Source organism: Oryzophilus luti, from assembly GCF_059726245.1.
In genome coordinates this window covers 1,821,996-1,836,912 of the sequence record NZ_AP040874.1, presented here as the reverse complement: position 1 = coordinate 1,836,912, position 14,917 = coordinate 1,821,996, and the positions used below count along the sequence as shown (strand labels likewise).

The following is a 14,917-nucleotide window of genomic DNA, read 5'->3' as shown; positions in this document are numbered from 1 at the left end:
GAAACGGGCGGAAAATACGCCAAACGCATAAAATAGAGACATGCCGAAGACGAATCGTATTGCCATTGTCGGGCTGGGGAATGTGGGCGCCAGCTTCGCCTACGCGCTGATCTTCCGCGGCCTGGCCGCCGAGATCGTTCTAATTGACGCCAACCGCGCCAAGGCCGAGGGCGAGGCAATGGACCTGAACCACGCCATGCCGTTCACCCACGCCACGCGCATCTGGGCCGGAGATTACTCCGATTGCGCCGGGGCGGCCGTTACGGTCATCACCGCCGGAGCCGCGCAGAAGCCCGGCGAGACGCGCCTGGACCTGGTACGCAAGAACACCAAGATTTTCTCCAGCATCATCCCCGAGGTGGTCAAGCACAACCCGGACGGCATCCTCGTGATCGCCACCAACCCGGTCGACGTGCTGACCTGGGTCTCGGTGAAGCTGAGCGGCCTGCCACCGCAGCGCGTCATCGGTTCGGGCACCATCCTCGATACCGCGCGCTTCCGTTACCTGCTGAGCCAGCACTTTGACGTGGACGCCCGCAGCGTACACGGCTACATCATTGGCGAGCACGGTGACAGCGAAGTGCCTGTCTGGTCGCTGGCCAACATTGCCGGCATGCGCCTGCCCGAGTACGCCAAGCACAACCCCGGCGACATCACGCAGGAGACGATGGACCGCATCTTTACCGAGACGCGCGACGCTGCCTACCACATCATCGAACGCAAGGGCGCCACGTATTACGCCATCGGCGCAGGCCTCATGCGCATCTGCGAGGCCATCCTGCGCGACCAGAGCACGGTCATCTCCGTCTCGAGCCTGGTGAACGGCATCTACGGCATCCATGACGTCTGCCTGAGCCTGCCGACCGTGGTGCATCGCGGCGGCGTCGACCATGTCATCCAGCTCGAATTGAGCGAGGACGAGGAGACCAAGCTGAAGAACTCCGCCCGCGTGCTGCATGAGACGATCGAGGGCCTGCACGGGCTGGTGCCGGGACTGTAAGGCGTAGAGGCACACAGGGGCTTCGCACTCCGCGCCGCTCGTTGTACCATCGACTTCCATGCCTTTCCTGTCCTGGAGCCGGTTCCTGAGCGGCGCGACCGAGGCCCGCACGCCTGAGTCGGCGGAGTGGGCGCGCGAGGTGGCGCGCACCAGTTCGCTGCGCGTGGTGCATGAGGCCGTCAATTGGCTGCGCTCGCACGAGCGCGAAATCGCCGCGCTCCAGATGGATGTCTCCGGCATTCCCGCGCCGCCGTTCCACGAGGCGGAGCGCAGCGCATGGTTCTGCGCCCGCATGCGCGAGCTCGGCTACCAAGCCGAGCAGGATGAGATCGGCAACGTGGTGGCCCTTCGCCCCGGCGCGCAGGCTTACGGCACGCTCATTGCGCTCACCGCGCACCTCGACACGGTCTTTCCTCCGGAAACCGAAATCAACATCTGGCGCGATCACGCGCGGCTCTACGGGCCGGGCATCAGCGACAACGGTGCCGGGCTGGCCGCGCTGTGGGCGGTGGCCGCCTCGCTGGAAGCCGCCAAGCTCACAACCCGCCGGCCTCTGCTGCTGGTGGCCAACGTGGGCGAAGAAGGCGACGGCAATCTGCGCGGCATGCGCCATCTTTTTGCCGACCCGCGTTGGCATGGACGCATCTCTCAGATGCTCGTGCTCGATGGCTCCGGTGTGGACCTTGTGGTGACCGAAGGGCTGGGCAGCCGCCGCTTTGAAGTGCGCATCACCGGCCCCGGCGGTCATTCGTGGAGCGACTTCGGCGTGCCCAATCCGATCCTGGCCGCGGCGCGGGCCATCTCCGCGCTGGGCCAGCTGGAACTGCCCGCCGAGCCAAAGACCACCATCAGCGTCGGCATCATTGAAGGCGGCACCTCGGTCAACGCCATTCCCGAGCAGGTGCGCGTGCGCATTGACATCCGCTCGGCCGACCCGAAACAGATTGAGCAAATGGAGTTGGAGCTGCGCCGCGCCTTTGCCGACGCTGTCGGCCAGACCAGCAGCGAGTCGCGGGCCACGCGCCGCAGCCTCAGCCTTGAGATTTCCATCGTTGGCGACCGCCCGGCGGCTTCGCTGCGTGCCGATGCCCCCGTGCTGCTCGCTCTCCGCGCGGTGGATTCGCAACTGGGCATCACGGCCAAGCCGCAGCGCGCCTCCACCGATGCGAACATTCCACTCTCGCTCGGCGTGGACGCGCTGGCCATTGGCGGCGGCGGCTACGGAGGTGGAGCGCACACGGGGGCCGAGTGGTTCGAACCCGCCTCGCGCGAGCAGGCGTTGCGCCGCATCCTGCTCACCATCCTCGCGCTCGCCGGCGTGGAAGAAGAAACATCGAGAAACGTGAATGAATAAGCTGCTGTTCGCTGTCCTCTGCCTTATGACCTCCATCTCCTTCGCCGCTGACAAGCCCGCCCCGGCCGATGCCATTTATACCCACGCCAATGTGTGGACCGGCGTGACCTCCGCACCGCACGCCGAGGCCTTTGCCGTGCGCGACGGGCGCATTGTGGCCATCGCCGACGCCAGGCACCTGAAGCAGGTGATGGCCCTCAAGGGATCGAAGACCACGGTGGTCGATCTCGGCGGACGCTTCGTCATGCCCGGCCTGAATGACGCGCACCTTCATCTCGCGGGCGGCGGGCTGGAGAAGCTCCAGGTCGAGTTGCTTGGCGTGCGCTCTTATGACGAAATGCTGGCGCGCGTGAGCGAGTGGACAAAGAGTGAAGCGGCGCAGCATGCCGCGCCCGGCGAGTGGATACAGGGCGGCGGCTGGGACCACACCAAGTGGAGCCGGCAGGTGCTGCCCTCGCGCACGGAGCTTGACCGCGTCAGCGGCGGCCATCCGGCGTGGCTCACCCGCGTGGACGGACACATTGGCGTGGCAAACTCCGCCGCGCTCGCTGCCGCAGGCGTGACCAAGGCAACGCCTGACCCGATGGGCGGCAAGATTGACCACGACGCCACGGGCGAGCCGACCGGCATCCTGCGCGACGCCGCCATGGACCTTGTCACGAAGAAGATTCCGCAGCCGACCGAGGAGCAGCTTCGCCGGGGCATTGAACTGGCGCTGGCAGACGCCGCCGAGCACGGCCTGACGAGCGTGCAGGACAACTCGCCGTGGCCTGCCTTCCTCGTCTACGAGCAGCTTGAGCGCGAAGGCCGGCTGACGGCGCGCATCAACGCCTGGCTCGACTTCGGCGCCGATCTGTCTATGCTGAACGAAGAGCGCGCACACCATTCGGGCGAGGATGCGCTGCTGCACACCGGCATGCTCAAGGGCTTTATGGATGGCTCGCTCGGTTCGCGCACGGCCGCCATGCTGGCCCCCTACGCGGACGACGCGGCCAACAAGGGCTTGCCGCAGTATGAGCCGGAGAGGCTGAACGCAATGGCCCGCGAACGCCAGCTTGCAGGCTTCCAACTCGGCTTTCATGCCATTGGAGACCTGGGCGCCGAGATGGCGCTCAATGCCTTTGAAGCGGCGCAGCGCACGGCCACGGAAGAGAGGGTACTGAACACGCTGCCGGACTTTCGCAACCGCGTGGAGCACGCGCAGGTGTTGACCGTGGCGCAGATGGAGCGCATGGCAAAGTTGAAGGTGATTGCCAGCGTACAGCCCAACCACCTGTTGACGGACATGAACTGGGCGGAGGATCGCATCGGCCCGGAGCGCGCAAAGCATTCGTATCCGTGGCGCGAACTGGCCGACCACGGCGTGCGCCTCGCCTTCGGCACCGACTACCCGGTGGAGCCGATCACGCCCTTCCGCGGAATCTACTCGGCCATTACGCGTAGCAATGAAGAAGGAACCAGGTCGTATTACGTGGAGCAGAAGCTCACGCGCGAAGAAGCTCTGCGGGCCTACACCGCCGGCAGCGCTTACGCCGAGTTTGCCGGAAGCAGGAAGGGAACGCTCGCGCCGGGTATGCTGGCGGATTTCATCGTGCTCGATCGCAACCTGCTAACCTGCCCGCCCAGGGAGATTCTTGCAACGCGGGTGCTGCGTACGGTTGTGGGCGGCAAAACGGTCTACGAGGCGAAATAGCGGCAGCTAGCTGGCTTCTTCCTGCAGTTCGCTCTCCGGGTGCTGCACCGTGCCGAGCATCTCGCTCAGCAGCACGCCTCCGAGAATGAGCGCGCCGCCCAGCCAGCCGCGTGCACTCAGCCGCTCGCCCAGCAGCACGTATGACGTTGCTCCGGCAAAGACCGGTTCCAGCGCAAAGATGAGCGCCGTGTGCGTGGGCGGCGTGAACTGCTGCGCCCAGGCCTGCACGATAAAGGCAAACACCGTTCCCAGCAGCCCGCAAATGGCGAGCGACCAGAGAACCGGAGCGGTGAAGTGTATGTAGGCTCCGCGCTCCGCCAGCGGGATGCTGACCACCATCCACAGCGCACAGAAGCCGATTTCAAGCGGTACAAGTTGGCCGAAGGGGACGCGCTGCGCCGCCCGGCCCACGTAGATGATCTGGAAGGCGAAGGCCACGGCGCAGATCAGCGTGAGCACGTCTCCACGGTTGACGCTGGCAAAGGCCAGCGCCGCATCGCCGGGTGGAACCGTCATCAGGAACAGGCCGATGAGTGCGCCGCTGACTCCGAGCATGGTGTAGCGGTTTACATGCCGCCGCCAGAAGATGGCCAGCAGCACCGGCACAAGGATGACTGAAAGCCCGGTGATGAACGCCGACTTTGAGGCCGAGGTCATGGTCAGCCCGGCGGTCTGTGTCTCGTAGCCCAGCCACAGGCAGGTGCCAACCTGAAATCCTGCCAGCAATGCCCCACGGGTGACCGCCATGAGCTGTTTGCGGTAGATGAGCGCGAGCACGGCCGTGGCCAGCACCATGCGCACCGCGTTCAGCGCCAGCGGGGACGAATCTGCCAGCGCGGCCTTGATGAGCACGAAGGTCGAGCCCCAGATGAAGGTGCAGAACACGAGCAGCAGGTGGGCTTTCACGGAACGGGACACAGATCGATTATCGCAAATCCAGCAAGGGCGGGAGAGCCGGATTGATGGCGGGCAACAAAAATGCACGGCCTCAGCCGTGCATTTCGCAGATCAAAAGTCTTTCGGCCTAGTGCCCCATGGCGATGCCGGAGATGGACCGTTCGCCGCCGACTTCGGAAACCGTGCGGTCGGCGGGGCGGACCGGCGCAATCGCCGCCGCTTCCGGATTCAGCAACCCGTCGTGGCGCGGCCCCAGGCCCAGCTTGATAAGGGCGCGCGAGTCGGGGGTAATCCGGGTCTGCCAGCCGTGGTCGCCTTGGAAGCGCACGAGTGCGTCCTTGGTGCGGGAATCCCACACGCCGGTCGGTTCGCCATCCAGATAGTGCTCGCGGATGAGCGCCGACTGAATCTCGCGGGCGCGGTCGCCGTCAATGCCTTGCTGTCCACGCGGACGCCGGGGCGCGGCTGCCACAGCAGCCCCCTTGCCACGCTTGCCTTTCTTCTTGCCGGAGGCCACCGGCTTCGCGTCGGAATCGCTGTCGTCCGACTTGGCGGCCTTTGCGGAGGCTTTCTTCGAACTGCTCTTGGCGGAATCCTTCGTGCTGGCCTTGGAGGCAGCCTTGGCGTGCGACGCCGAACTGTGAGTGCTTTTGGCGGAAGCCGACTTGTGGGAGGAGTGCTTGGCGGCCGAAGCCGGGACTCCCATCAGGCAGAGTGCAATGATCGTGACAAGCAGAGAGCGATATGAAGGGCGGAAGTTCATAAGCAAAGTAATCGAGCCCATAATCCTTTTCTGACGTTGGCCGATCCTGCCCGGCGGCCAGCGCCGATCCGGATTCGGGATTCACACGAACCGCACCGCCTCCAGTGCTCAAGCGCGGACCGTGCCGCCACCGGGCGCGTCAGCGTCCGGGGCAATAGCAATCTGGGCATCCCCTTGGGGATGCCCAGCGCAACAGTTGTCCTAATCAGTGTATTACGGAAGCACGCCTCCAAGGAAGACCGTTCCTTGGTCCTTGCCTCCGGCGGAGGTCCTCACCACGAAGACCACGTCCTGGCCGCTCTTCAGGCCCGACTCGATCTTCTCGAAGCCAGCAGCGTCCTTGACCGGCTGTTTGTTGATTTCCAGGATGATCAGCCCGCGCGCCAAGTCGATGGAATCGGCAAAGCTGCCCGCCTTCACGTCCTGCACAATCACACCGTGGTTGCTGCCAAGTCCAAGGCGCTCAGCCAGATCCGTAGGAACGTCCTTGACGGTGAGGCCCAGCTTGCTCTCCTTGGGAGCCTTGTTTTCGGAGCTTGCTTCCTCGGTTCCCAAACGGTTGCCGAACAGTTTCTGGCGGTCGGCGACCGTGACGGTGGCTTCCTGCTGCTTGCCGTCACGCAGGTAGCCCAGCTTCACCTTGCTGCCCGGACGGTGGTTGCTGATCTCGCTGACCAGCTCGTCGCCGGTGGCAATCTTCTTGCCGTCCACGCTGTTGATGGTGTCGCCGTGCTTGAGTCCGGCCTGCGCCGCCGGGCCGTCCGGCGTCACGCGGGAGATCTGCACGCCCGCGCCGTACATGCGAACCACGGCCGGGTTGGTCACTGCATCCTGCGTGAACTCGATGCCGATGGAGCCACGGGCCACGCGGTGGTCCGGACCGATCAGCGCGTTATAGACCTGCGCCACGGTGTTCGAGGGCAGGGCAAAGCCGATGCCCTGGTAGCCGTTCGATTCGGTGTAGATGGCGGTGTTGATGCCGATCACGTCGCCGTCCAGGTTCACCAGCGGGCCGCCCGAGTTACCCGGGTTGATGGCCGCATCCGTCTGGATGAACGACTGGAACTGACGCTGCGGCATGATGTTGCGGCCCTTGGCCGAGATGATGCCTGCGGTGACCGTCTGCTTCAGGCCGAAGGGGCTGCCCACGGCCAGAACCCAGTCGCCCACGTCCATGCTGTCGGAGTTGCCCAGCTTGGCGGCAGGCAGCGGGTGGTTCACGTCAATCTTGATGACGGCCAGATCGGTTTCCTTGTCGGTGCCCACGACCTTGGCCGGGTAGCTCACCGAGGACGGATCATTCATCAGGCTCACGCGGATCTGGTCGGCCTTATCGACCACGTGGAAGTTGGTGACGATGTACCCCTTCGGGTCCACAATCACGCCCGAGCCGAGCGACTGCTGGCGCATCTCCGGCATGTTGCCCATGCTGCCGCCGCCGTTCTGCCCGCCAAAGAAGCGGTCAAAGAAGTCCTGGAACGGGCTCTGGCTGTCGCCGCCTTCTTCTTCGTCATCCTGGTTCTGCTGGCTCTTGGGCACCCGCATGCCCTTATGCGGGTTCTTGACGGTGGTCTCGGTGTTGATGTTGACCACGGCCGGTTCGATCTTGCGGGCTGCAGCGGAGAACTGATTGTCACCGCGCGTTTTGAGCGCGGGCACCGTCAACTGCGCGGCGTCGGAGCTGTCATTCGTCTTGCCCTTGACGCCGAAGGTGACCACGGTCCCGATCATGATGCCCAGCGCCAGCGTCATGGCAATGACGAAGGTGCGGGCGAAGCGGCCCTGCTTGGCAGCCGGTTGGCTGGCAGCGGCCGGGGCCGGCGTCTCGGCCGGCTGATCATTGGTTGGAAGCGCCCCGTTCGGGTTCAGCGAATCCATGTAAGTCGTTCCTCCATGTTGATGCTGCGATGAAAGCAGACCCCGCGGGCTTCGTCAATGGCACCCGGCCGTCACGCCGCCAGCTCCAGTGGCGGCAACGCCAGACAACACGGGGACACCCGCCCAAGCAGTGGGGCGGCAGGTAAGGTTGGAACCTTGGTTCTCCACTTCCTGCCCAATCTGCCTATTAGACGCAGCAGCCCTCGGCTCCGTTACCGAATTGATTGCGGGCCGCCCGGGGAGGGGCCACTCAGTGCAAATTGGACCTAGAGGATTTACGGGTGTTTTTGTCGGCATACATGGCGGCGTCGGCGCGGGCCAGCAGGTCGGCCAGCGTGTCGCCGGGCTGGAATTCCGTGAGGCCGGAGGACGCCTCCAGAACGAACTTGCGTGTCTGGTCGCCGTCAGGCACCTTGTACTCGCCGCAGACCCAGCGGGTGAGGCGTTCCATCTGTGCGCGAGCTTCGTCGAGCGCGCAGTCCTGCACCAGCACGAATTCATCTCCGCCCAGCCGTCCGATGACGTCGCCGGCGCGGGAGGCGCTGCGCAACTCGGTGGCGAACAGGCGGAGCACCTCGTCTCCCACTAGGTGGCCGTGGGTGTCATTGATGGTCTTGAAGTTGTCGAGGTCGAGGAGGGCGACGCAGAAGCTCGCCCCGGCCTTCAGGCGCTGCTCAATCTGCCGCTCAATGAACATGCGGTTGTAAAGCTTGGTCAGCGGGTCGTGGGCGGCCAGCCGCTCGGCTTCCTCCAGCTTGGTCTGGTAGGCGGAAACCTCTTTGCGCAGCGTGGCCATCGCCTGTTCACCCTCGTCCACCATCTTCTCCAGCGCCTTGCGCAACTCGGTAGCGCTGTTGTTGAGCGAGGTGCGCATCACGCGGATGTCGTCGACCTTGGCCAGCCCCTGCAGCCGGTGGGTGATTTCGTGGAACTTCTTCGAGGTGCGCTGGTCGCGGGCGGTCACCTGCTCGGCGGCCTTGGCCACGTCAACCAGAATCTCCTTCACCTCGGCGGTTTCGCGGGCGAGATTGTCGGCCGCCAGGCGTCCCCAGTCGAGAATGTTCTGGCGGATTTCCGGCCCGAGTTGCGAGAGAGTTTCCGGCGCGGCCTGTCCGAGCGCCGCATCGGCGCGCACCATCTGCGAACCAAAGCCGTCGCTGATGCCGGGCGCGGCCTTGCGACAACTATCGGCGATGGCCTGCAGCGTGGCGCGCCAGGCGGCAACGGCCGTGGTAAAGGCTCCGCTGTCTTCACCGGTCGCAGGGGGAGAGTTCTTCGCGTCCAAGTACTTCTTGATGGAGATCATGCTCACGGCGTTGGTGCTTTCTGGCGTCTGGGGGATGGCCGAAGCGGCTACGCTTCAACAAGGTTTCTATCGGCAGTCATGGGCCAGCACTTGAGCGTGGGGTGGGACCGTCCTGCCTGTGAGGGCTGAGGGCGAGAACGGCTTCAGTCGCAGTTGCGGGCTTCTTCGACAGGTGAGCTTGTGGCGGAACCGGACGGGGCGCGAAGCAGCATCTCTCCCAGCACGAAGACCGCCAGCCCCGCCAGTGCGCACGCCAGCATGACCGAGGCCATTGCATTCGCCGTGTGTCCGTCATAGAGCCGCGCGGCCACCGCGCTGGCGCTTGCGCCGCCCACCATCTGCACCGAACGTACCAACGCCGAACCGGTTCCGGCGACGCCGGGGATCTCCTCCAGCGCCGACGAGGTGGTGCTCGGCATCACGATGCCACAGCAGAAATTACTGACCACCACCAGCGCAGCCATTGCTACTGCGCCCGCCTGTCCACTGCGAGCGAGCAGCAGAATTCCAACTCCGGCCACGCTGCTGAGCGCAACCGCCGCGCCGAGGATGCGCGTGTGCGGAACGCCACGGCCCAGCAGATAGGCATTGCTGTAGGCCCCGGCAATGGTTCCAGCGGCCGTGAAGGCAAACAGCAGTCCGAACGCTCCACTGGTGAGGCCGAGATTGCTCATAAAGACGTGCGGCGCAGAGGAGACATAGGCGAACAGGCCGCCAAAATTCAGCATCAGCAGAATGCTGGAGAAGAGGAAGCGCCGGTTGCGCAACACCGCGCCATAGCCGGTGAGAGCCTCGCTCATCCGTGGTGCGCGTTTCTCCGGCGGCAAGGTTTCCGCAAAGCCCACCGAAGCCACTGCCAGCAGCGTCGCACCGCCCAGCACCAGCGAGAAGTAGATGGCGCGCCAGTTGTTGCAGAGCGTCATGATGGCCGCGCCCACCAGCGGCGCCGCCAGTGGCCCGGTACTGTTGATGACCGCCACGAACGACTGCCTGCGCCGGCCCTCGTTGCCGGAGAAGACGTCCCGCACAATGGCTGCGGGCAGCACGGCGGTGGCCCCGGCGGCGATGCCCTGCACAAAGCGGCAGCCAATGAGGACCCCGATCGATGGCGCCAGAGCGCAGCCCACGCCTGCCAGCGTAAATGCGACCAGGCCGGCGAGCATGACGGGGCGGCGGCCATAGCGGTCCGAGAGCGGACCCAGCAGCAGCGGCGTGAGCGCAAAGCCAAGCATGAAGATGCTGAGCGTGGCGGTTGCTTGCTCCGGCGTAACGTGGAAGCTGTGTTCGAGCTGCGTCAGCGAAGGCAGGTTGATATCGATGGCGAGATTGGGCAGCGCGTTGAGCGCGCCGAGCAGAACAATGTAGCTGGCGGAACGGTGCGGAAGCGCCGCCCTTCGTACATTCGTCGCAAGTATTGTCGGCCCCTCGCTCATGATGTCCTGTTCCCCGGAGGCCTGCGCGCGTTCCGGCACAACGTCCGGCGTCGCTCGATGCCGCTCCCAATGTACTGCGTGGAACGCCGCGAGAGTCAGTAAAAATGCGGGCTGGAAGAACAAGAGCAGGTGTCACGCCCGTGACACGTGTCACGAAAAAATCCCCGCCCCCTTGAGCAGGCGGCGGGGATTGTTGAACTTCTGCGAGTGCTTACTTGTAGCGCTCGGCCATGAATTCCGTGATGCGGTCGTAGGCGGCGCTGAGCACGTCCTCCTGCGGCAGAAAGACGATGCGCGCGTGCCGGGTGCCGGGCTTCTGTCCAAAGCCGGAGCCGTGCACCAGCAGCACATACTTTTCCTTCAGCAGCGCGGTTACGAAGTCGAGATCCGGCTCGGGGATCTCCAGCTTGGGATAGGCATAGAACGTGGCCTGCGGCGCCACCAGCGAAACATGCGGCGTGCGGCGCGCCCACTCCACAGTCAAATCGCGGCGGCGGCGCAGCTTGTTGCGCACCTCCACCAGATGGTCCTGCGGGCCTTCCAGCGCGGGCTTCACGGTATACATAAACGGATGCGGCGCCGAGAGGCGCGCGCGCAGCAGCTTGTAGACCGCCTCCAGGTAGCTGGCAATCGATTCCTTTGGGCCGGTGGCCACGCACCATCCAATGCGCCAGCCCGGCGCCAGGTAGGCTTTCGAGATGCCATTGAAGGTCAGCACCGGAAGGTCGGGCGCCAGCGTGGCAATGGAGATGTGCTTGACGTCGTCGTCGAGCACCAGCTTGTCGTAGATTTCGTCGGCCAGGATGAGCAGGTTGTGGCGGCGCGCCATGTCGGCAATGCGCTCCAGCGTCGGCCTCGAATACACCGCGCCGGTCGGGTTATTGGGATTGATGAGCAGCACGGCGCGCGTGCGCGGGTTGATGCGCCGCTCCATGTCCTCGAGGTCGGGCTGCCAGCCGTTCTCCTCGTCGAGAGCGTAGGCGTTGGTCTCGCAGCTCAACTTGGCCAGCACGGCGGAGTACAGCGGATACTCGGGGCTGGGTGTCAGCACGTTGTCGCCGGGGTTGAGCAGCGCCGTCAGGCAGCTATCGATGACCTCGCCGGAGCCGTAGCCGATGAAGATGCCCTGAATGTTCTGGAAGCCGTTGCGCTCGGCCTGGGCGCGGATGGCCTCCACCGCCGGACGCGCGCCGAGCGAATCGCCGTAGCCGTTCAGCCCGTCCACCATGGCGCGGTGCGCGGCTTCGATCATGTGCGGCGGCGTCACGAAGTCAAACTTATTGGGATCGCCAATGTTCAGGTAGAGCAGCTTGTGTCCCTGGCGGGCCACTTCATCGGCCACCACGGCCAGGTCACGAATGGCGTAGCGCACGTTTACCATGCGCGAAGCGGGCAGGACTTGGTAGCCCTGTGCAGTCTGTGTCATTGGGGTCATCTCCGGGCGGCGCGGCACGCACGCCATCGGCTGATTGTACAACTCGGCGCAGCGGCGTGCGCGGCCCGGCCAGTTGCCATCATTGTGTTCTTGCAACGCGCGCGCCATCGCGGATAGCATGGTCGGTCGCACAGGAGGCGAACGCACGGCCATGGCCACCAAGCAGCTCTCATCCAAGGAATTTGCCCCGGAAGTTTCCGGCTCTTCTGTTCCCGTCTATAAGAACTTCATCAACGGACGCTTCGTCAGCGCCAAGACGGGCAAGACCTTTGAGAACCACAATCCCGCCGATCATCGCGAGGTCGTGGGCATCTTCCAGCGCTCGGGCGCGGCCGACGTGAACGGCGCCGTGCAGGCCGCCAATGAGGCCTTCAAGCAGTGGCGCTTGGTGCCCGCTCCGCAGCGCGCCGAACTGGTGCTGCGCGCCGCCATGATCCTGGAGAAGAAGAAGGAAGCCGCCGCGCAGGACATGACGCGCGAGATGGGCAAGGTGCTGAAGGAGACGCGCGGCGACTCGCAGGAGGCCATCGATCTTGGCTACTACATGGCCGGGGAAGGCCGTCGCATGTTCGGCCACACCACGCCCAGCGAACTGCCCAACAAGTTCGCCATGTGCGTGCGCCAGCCGCTTGGCGTGGTCGGCCTCATCACACCATGGAACTTCCCGATGGCAATTCCGTCGTGGAAGATTTGGCCTGCCATCGTCGCCGGCAACACCGTGGTCATCAAGCCGGCGCAGGATACGCCGCTGACGGTCTACAACTTTGTCTCGGCCATCGTCGAGGCAGGGCTGCCCGCGGGCGTGGTCAACATTGTGACCGGCACCGGCTCCGAGGTGGGCACGCCTCTTACCGAGCATCCGCTGGTGCGCGCTATCTCGCTCACCGGCTCGTCCGAGGTCGGCTCCAAGGTCGGCGCGGCCTGTGCCAAGAACTTCAAGCGCTGCTCGCTCGAACTGGGCGGCAAGAACCCGATGATCGTACTCGACGACGCGAACCTGGAGCTGGCGCTGGATGGCGCGCTCTGGGGAGCCTTCGGCACCACCGGCCAGCGTTGCACGGCCACCTCGCGCATCATCCTGCAAAAGGGCATTTACAAGAAGTTTGTTCGCGAGTTGGTGGCACGCGCCAAGAAGCTCAAGATCGGCAACGGTCTGGATGAGTCGGTCGACATGGGCCCGGCGATCAACGAGCGCCAGATGCTCACCGACCTCAAGTACATCGAACTTGGCAAGAAGCAGGGTGCCAAGCTTCTTACCGGCGGCAACCGCATCGAGAAGGGCGACCTGAAGTATGGCTGGTTTGTGCAGCCCACGGTCTTCGGCGACGTTGACCCGAAGATGCGCATTGCCAAGGAAGAGATCTTCGGCCCCGTGGTCAGTTGCATCCCGTGCGATGACCTTGAGCAGGCGATTGAAATCGCCAACGGCACGCCCTACGGCCTCTCCAGCTCGCTCTACACCAAGGACGTGAACCGCGCCTTTGCCGCCATGCGCGACCTCGAAGCCGGCATCACCTACATCAACGCTCCCACCATCGGCGCCGAAGTGCATCTGCCCTTTGGCGGCGTGAAGCAGACCGGCAACGGTCATCGCGAGGGCGGCATCGGAGCCTTCGACTTCTTTACCGAATGGAAAGCCATCTACGTCGATTACAGCGACCGGTTGCAGCGCGCTCAGATCGATAACCGCGAGTAGCCGCCGCTGCAACAGCAAAGCCCCGTTCCGAATCTCCAGAGCGGGGCTTTTTCGCGCTGAATCCTCATTCACCGGCGCGCGTCTTTACACAATGTCACCGGCACAATGCAAGATTCAAAAGGACCTTTGCGCGCGCCGGACGGAGGCGTGAAATTTCACAATTCTGTGCTTCTCTCGGTCCTGGAGTTGTAGTAACGTGCTGGCCATGTCGGGGTGGCTTAGTGTCGTCTCGCTCGTCTCTCTGGGGTTGGCCCTGGTGCTCATGGCGGCTGCCGTTTGTTCGGGTTCGCGCCGCATGCACAAGCTGGTGAACTCCGCTCCGCTGCCCAGCCAGCAGACCATCCGCGAAGTCTCCACCTGCGCCCAGATGGCGGCTCTTTCGGTGATGGCCCTGATGGTCATTGCCGTGGTCGCCGTCGCCATCGGCTTGGCCGTGCGCTAGGCGCAGGCTTCCTTCCGTCCATTTCTTACCGGCTCAGCGTGTAATTGACGGTGATTTGCGTCTCCACTTCCACAGGCTTGCCGTTGAGGTAGTAGGGCTTGTACTCCCATTGGCGTACTGCATTCATGGCGGACTGCTGCATCACCGGCGGCCCGCTGAACACGTCGAGCTGCTTCACCTTGCCATCCTGCCCGATGATTGCCCGCATCACCACCGAGCCTTGCACGTGGTCATTCTTGGCCTGTGTCGGATAGATGGGGCTCACTTTCTTCTGCAGCAAGCCCACCGACACGCCCTCGCTGACGCGAACCATCATTCGCGGTGTGGGCGGTACATAGGTCGCGTCCATCCATCCGTTGGTGAACACGAACTCCAGCGTGGTGGAAACGTGCGAGGGCTTTCCGTCCTTCTCAAAGGGGAGAAACTCCCAGCGCCGCGCGGCGTCCAGAGAAGCGTCAGTAAACTCCGCTCCGCCACTGACCATGGTGGCTTCGGCCACCTTGCCGCTCTCGTCGATGATCACTTTCACTTTCGTCTCGCCCGGGTGATGATCGTGCACGCTGCTGGGATAGTTGGCTTCGATCTTGCGAGTCGCAAGCAGCCCACGGATCGGCTTGGCGTCGGCAGTTACCTTGGCGGTGATCTTGCCGCCCTCGGGCTTGGGGTCGGAGAAGCTGAGGCTGACCTCAGTTACAAAGCGGTCAGGCTGGCCGTCCACCAGATGCTGCTTGAAGTGCGCCTTGCGAATCTCCGAGGCGGCGTCAAAGCCCAGGGACGAACCCTCGCCGATTTCCTCGGCGTACATCACGTTGCCCTCGCGGTCGACGTAAACCCGCAGATGCGCCGTGTCGTGGACGCGGTTCTTTAGCGCCCACGCGGGATACTTCAACTGCGAGAGGTCGGAAAACTCCGGCCGCTTGGCACCGTTATCGGTGGCAGGCGACTGTGCGGCAGCCATGAATGAGGCCAGGAACATCAGAGACATCAGCAAAGACAAGCAGAGGACTCGTGCGCGCATCA

General features: G+C 64.3%; 12 protein-coding genes. 5 read left to right on the top strand and 7 right to left on the bottom strand.

Going from position 1 to position 14,917, the window contains the following annotated elements:
- Nucleotides 1-40: 40 nt before the first annotated feature.
- The 3 genes from AC6IZO_RS07900 to AC6IZO_RS07890 are packed head-to-tail and all read left to right on the top strand — an operon-like array spanning nucleotide 41 to nucleotide 4,047.
- The gene (locus tag AC6IZO_RS07900) at nucleotides 41-1,000 is read left to right on the top strand and encodes an L-lactate dehydrogenase (RefSeq protein WP_497809713.1); all 960 of its coding nucleotides are present in this window, start codon (nucleotides 41-43) and stop codon (nucleotides 998-1,000) included.
- Between the two features lie 58 nt (nucleotides 1,001-1,058).
- Nucleotides 1,059-2,354: a M20/M25/M40 family metallo-hydrolase gene (locus AC6IZO_RS07895; protein ID WP_497809711.1), complete on the top strand. Its 1,296-nt coding sequence runs from the start codon at nucleotides 1,059-1,061 to the stop codon at nucleotides 2,352-2,354.
- On the top strand, nucleotides 2,347-4,047 hold the full coding sequence (locus AC6IZO_RS07890) for an amidohydrolase (protein ID WP_497809709.1): 1,701 nt from the start codon (nucleotides 2,347-2,349) through the stop codon (nucleotides 4,045-4,047). The genes AC6IZO_RS07895 and AC6IZO_RS07890 overlap by 8 nt, the downstream gene beginning before the upstream one ends.
- A gap of 6 nt (nucleotides 4,048-4,053) precedes the next feature.
- On the opposite strand, the gene AC6IZO_RS07885 is transcribed toward AC6IZO_RS07890, so the two are convergent.
- The 6 genes from AC6IZO_RS07885 to AC6IZO_RS07860 form a co-directional block, all read right to left on the bottom strand.
- The gene (locus AC6IZO_RS07885; RefSeq protein WP_497809707.1) at nucleotides 4,054-4,965 is read right to left on the bottom strand and encodes a DMT family transporter; all 912 of its coding nucleotides are present in this window, start codon (nucleotides 4,963-4,965) and stop codon (nucleotides 4,054-4,056) included.
- Between the two features lie 106 nt (nucleotides 4,966-5,071).
- Nucleotides 5,072-5,728 carry a peptidoglycan-binding domain-containing protein gene (locus AC6IZO_RS07880; protein ID WP_497809705.1) on the bottom strand — a complete coding sequence of 219 codons (657 nt, stop codon included), beginning with the start codon at nucleotides 5,726-5,728 and terminating at the stop codon, nucleotides 5,072-5,074.
- Between the two features lie 192 nt (nucleotides 5,729-5,920).
- Complete coding sequence (locus AC6IZO_RS07875) at nucleotides 5,921-7,585, bottom strand: Do family serine endopeptidase (RefSeq protein WP_497809703.1); 1,665 nt, start codon at nucleotides 7,583-7,585, stop codon at nucleotides 5,921-5,923.
- Between the two features lie 250 nt (nucleotides 7,586-7,835).
- Nucleotides 7,836-8,891, bottom strand: coding sequence for a GGDEF domain-containing protein (locus tag AC6IZO_RS07870; RefSeq protein WP_497809934.1), 1,056 nt, complete (start codon nucleotides 8,889-8,891; stop codon nucleotides 7,836-7,838).
- A gap of 143 nt (nucleotides 8,892-9,034) precedes the next feature.
- Nucleotides 9,035-10,324 carry a multidrug effflux MFS transporter gene (locus tag AC6IZO_RS07865; protein WP_497809701.1) on the bottom strand — a complete coding sequence of 430 codons (1,290 nt, stop codon included), beginning with the start codon at nucleotides 10,322-10,324 and terminating at the stop codon, nucleotides 9,035-9,037.
- A gap of 211 nt (nucleotides 10,325-10,535) precedes the next feature.
- Entirely contained in the window at nucleotides 10,536-11,750 is a 1,215-nt protein-coding gene (locus AC6IZO_RS07860; RefSeq protein WP_497809699.1) for an aminotransferase class I/II-fold pyridoxal phosphate-dependent enzyme, read from the bottom strand.
- Nucleotides 11,751-11,877: 127 nt separating this feature from the next.
- Here AC6IZO_RS07860 and AC6IZO_RS07855 point away from each other — a divergent pair, with 127 nt between their 5' ends.
- A complete protein-coding gene (locus tag AC6IZO_RS07855) occupies nucleotides 11,878-13,455 on the top strand; it encodes an aldehyde dehydrogenase family protein (protein WP_497809697.1) in 1,578 nt (525 codons plus the stop codon).
- A gap of 205 nt (nucleotides 13,456-13,660) precedes the next feature.
- Nucleotides 13,661-13,897: a hypothetical protein gene (locus AC6IZO_RS07850; protein ID WP_497809695.1), complete on the top strand. Its 237-nt coding sequence runs from the start codon at nucleotides 13,661-13,663 to the stop codon at nucleotides 13,895-13,897.
- Nucleotides 13,898-13,922: 25 nt separating this feature from the next.
- On the opposite strand, the gene AC6IZO_RS07845 is transcribed toward AC6IZO_RS07850, so the two are convergent.
- Nucleotides 13,923-14,915 (bottom strand): energy transducer TonB, encoded by a 993-nt coding sequence (locus AC6IZO_RS07845; protein WP_497809693.1) that lies wholly within the window; start codon nucleotides 14,913-14,915, stop codon nucleotides 13,923-13,925.
- Nucleotides 14,916-14,917 lie beyond the last annotated feature (2 nt).

Excerpts from the sequence above, each read along its gene's own strand:
- AC6IZO_RS07900 (WP_497809713.1), top strand. The coding sequence starts at position 41 with ATGCCGAAGACGAATCGTATTGCCATTGTCGGGCTGGGGAATGTGGGC.
- AC6IZO_RS07895 (WP_497809711.1), top strand. The coding sequence starts at position 1,059 with ATGCCTTTCCTGTCCTGGAGCCGGTTCCTGAGCGGCGCGACCGAGGCC.
- AC6IZO_RS07890 (WP_497809709.1), top strand. The coding sequence starts at position 2,347 with ATGAATAAGCTGCTGTTCGCTGTCCTCTGCCTTATGACCTCCATCTCC.
- AC6IZO_RS07880 (WP_497809705.1), bottom strand. The coding sequence starts at position 5,728 with ATGGGCTCGATTACTTTGCTTATGAACTTCCGCCCTTCATATCGCTCT.
- AC6IZO_RS07875 (WP_497809703.1), bottom strand. The coding sequence starts at position 7,585 with ATGGATTCGCTGAACCCGAACGGGGCGCTTCCAACCAATGATCAGCCG.
- AC6IZO_RS07870 (WP_497809934.1), bottom strand. The coding sequence starts at position 8,891 with ATGATCTCCATCAAGAAGTACTTGGACGCGAAGAACTCTCCCCCTGCG.
- AC6IZO_RS07865 (WP_497809701.1), bottom strand. The coding sequence starts at position 10,324 with ATGAGCGAGGGGCCGACAATACTTGCGACGAATGTACGAAGGGCGGCG.
- AC6IZO_RS07860 (WP_497809699.1), bottom strand. The coding sequence starts at position 11,750 with ATGACACAGACTGCACAGGGCTACCAAGTCCTGCCCGCTTCGCGCATG.
- AC6IZO_RS07855 (WP_497809697.1), top strand. The coding sequence starts at position 11,878 with ATGGTCGGTCGCACAGGAGGCGAACGCACGGCCATGGCCACCAAGCAG.
- AC6IZO_RS07850 (WP_497809695.1), top strand. The coding sequence starts at position 13,661 with ATGTCGGGGTGGCTTAGTGTCGTCTCGCTCGTCTCTCTGGGGTTGGCC.
- AC6IZO_RS07845 (WP_497809693.1), bottom strand. The coding sequence starts at position 14,915 with ATGCGCGCACGAGTCCTCTGCTTGTCTTTGCTGATGTCTCTGATGTTC.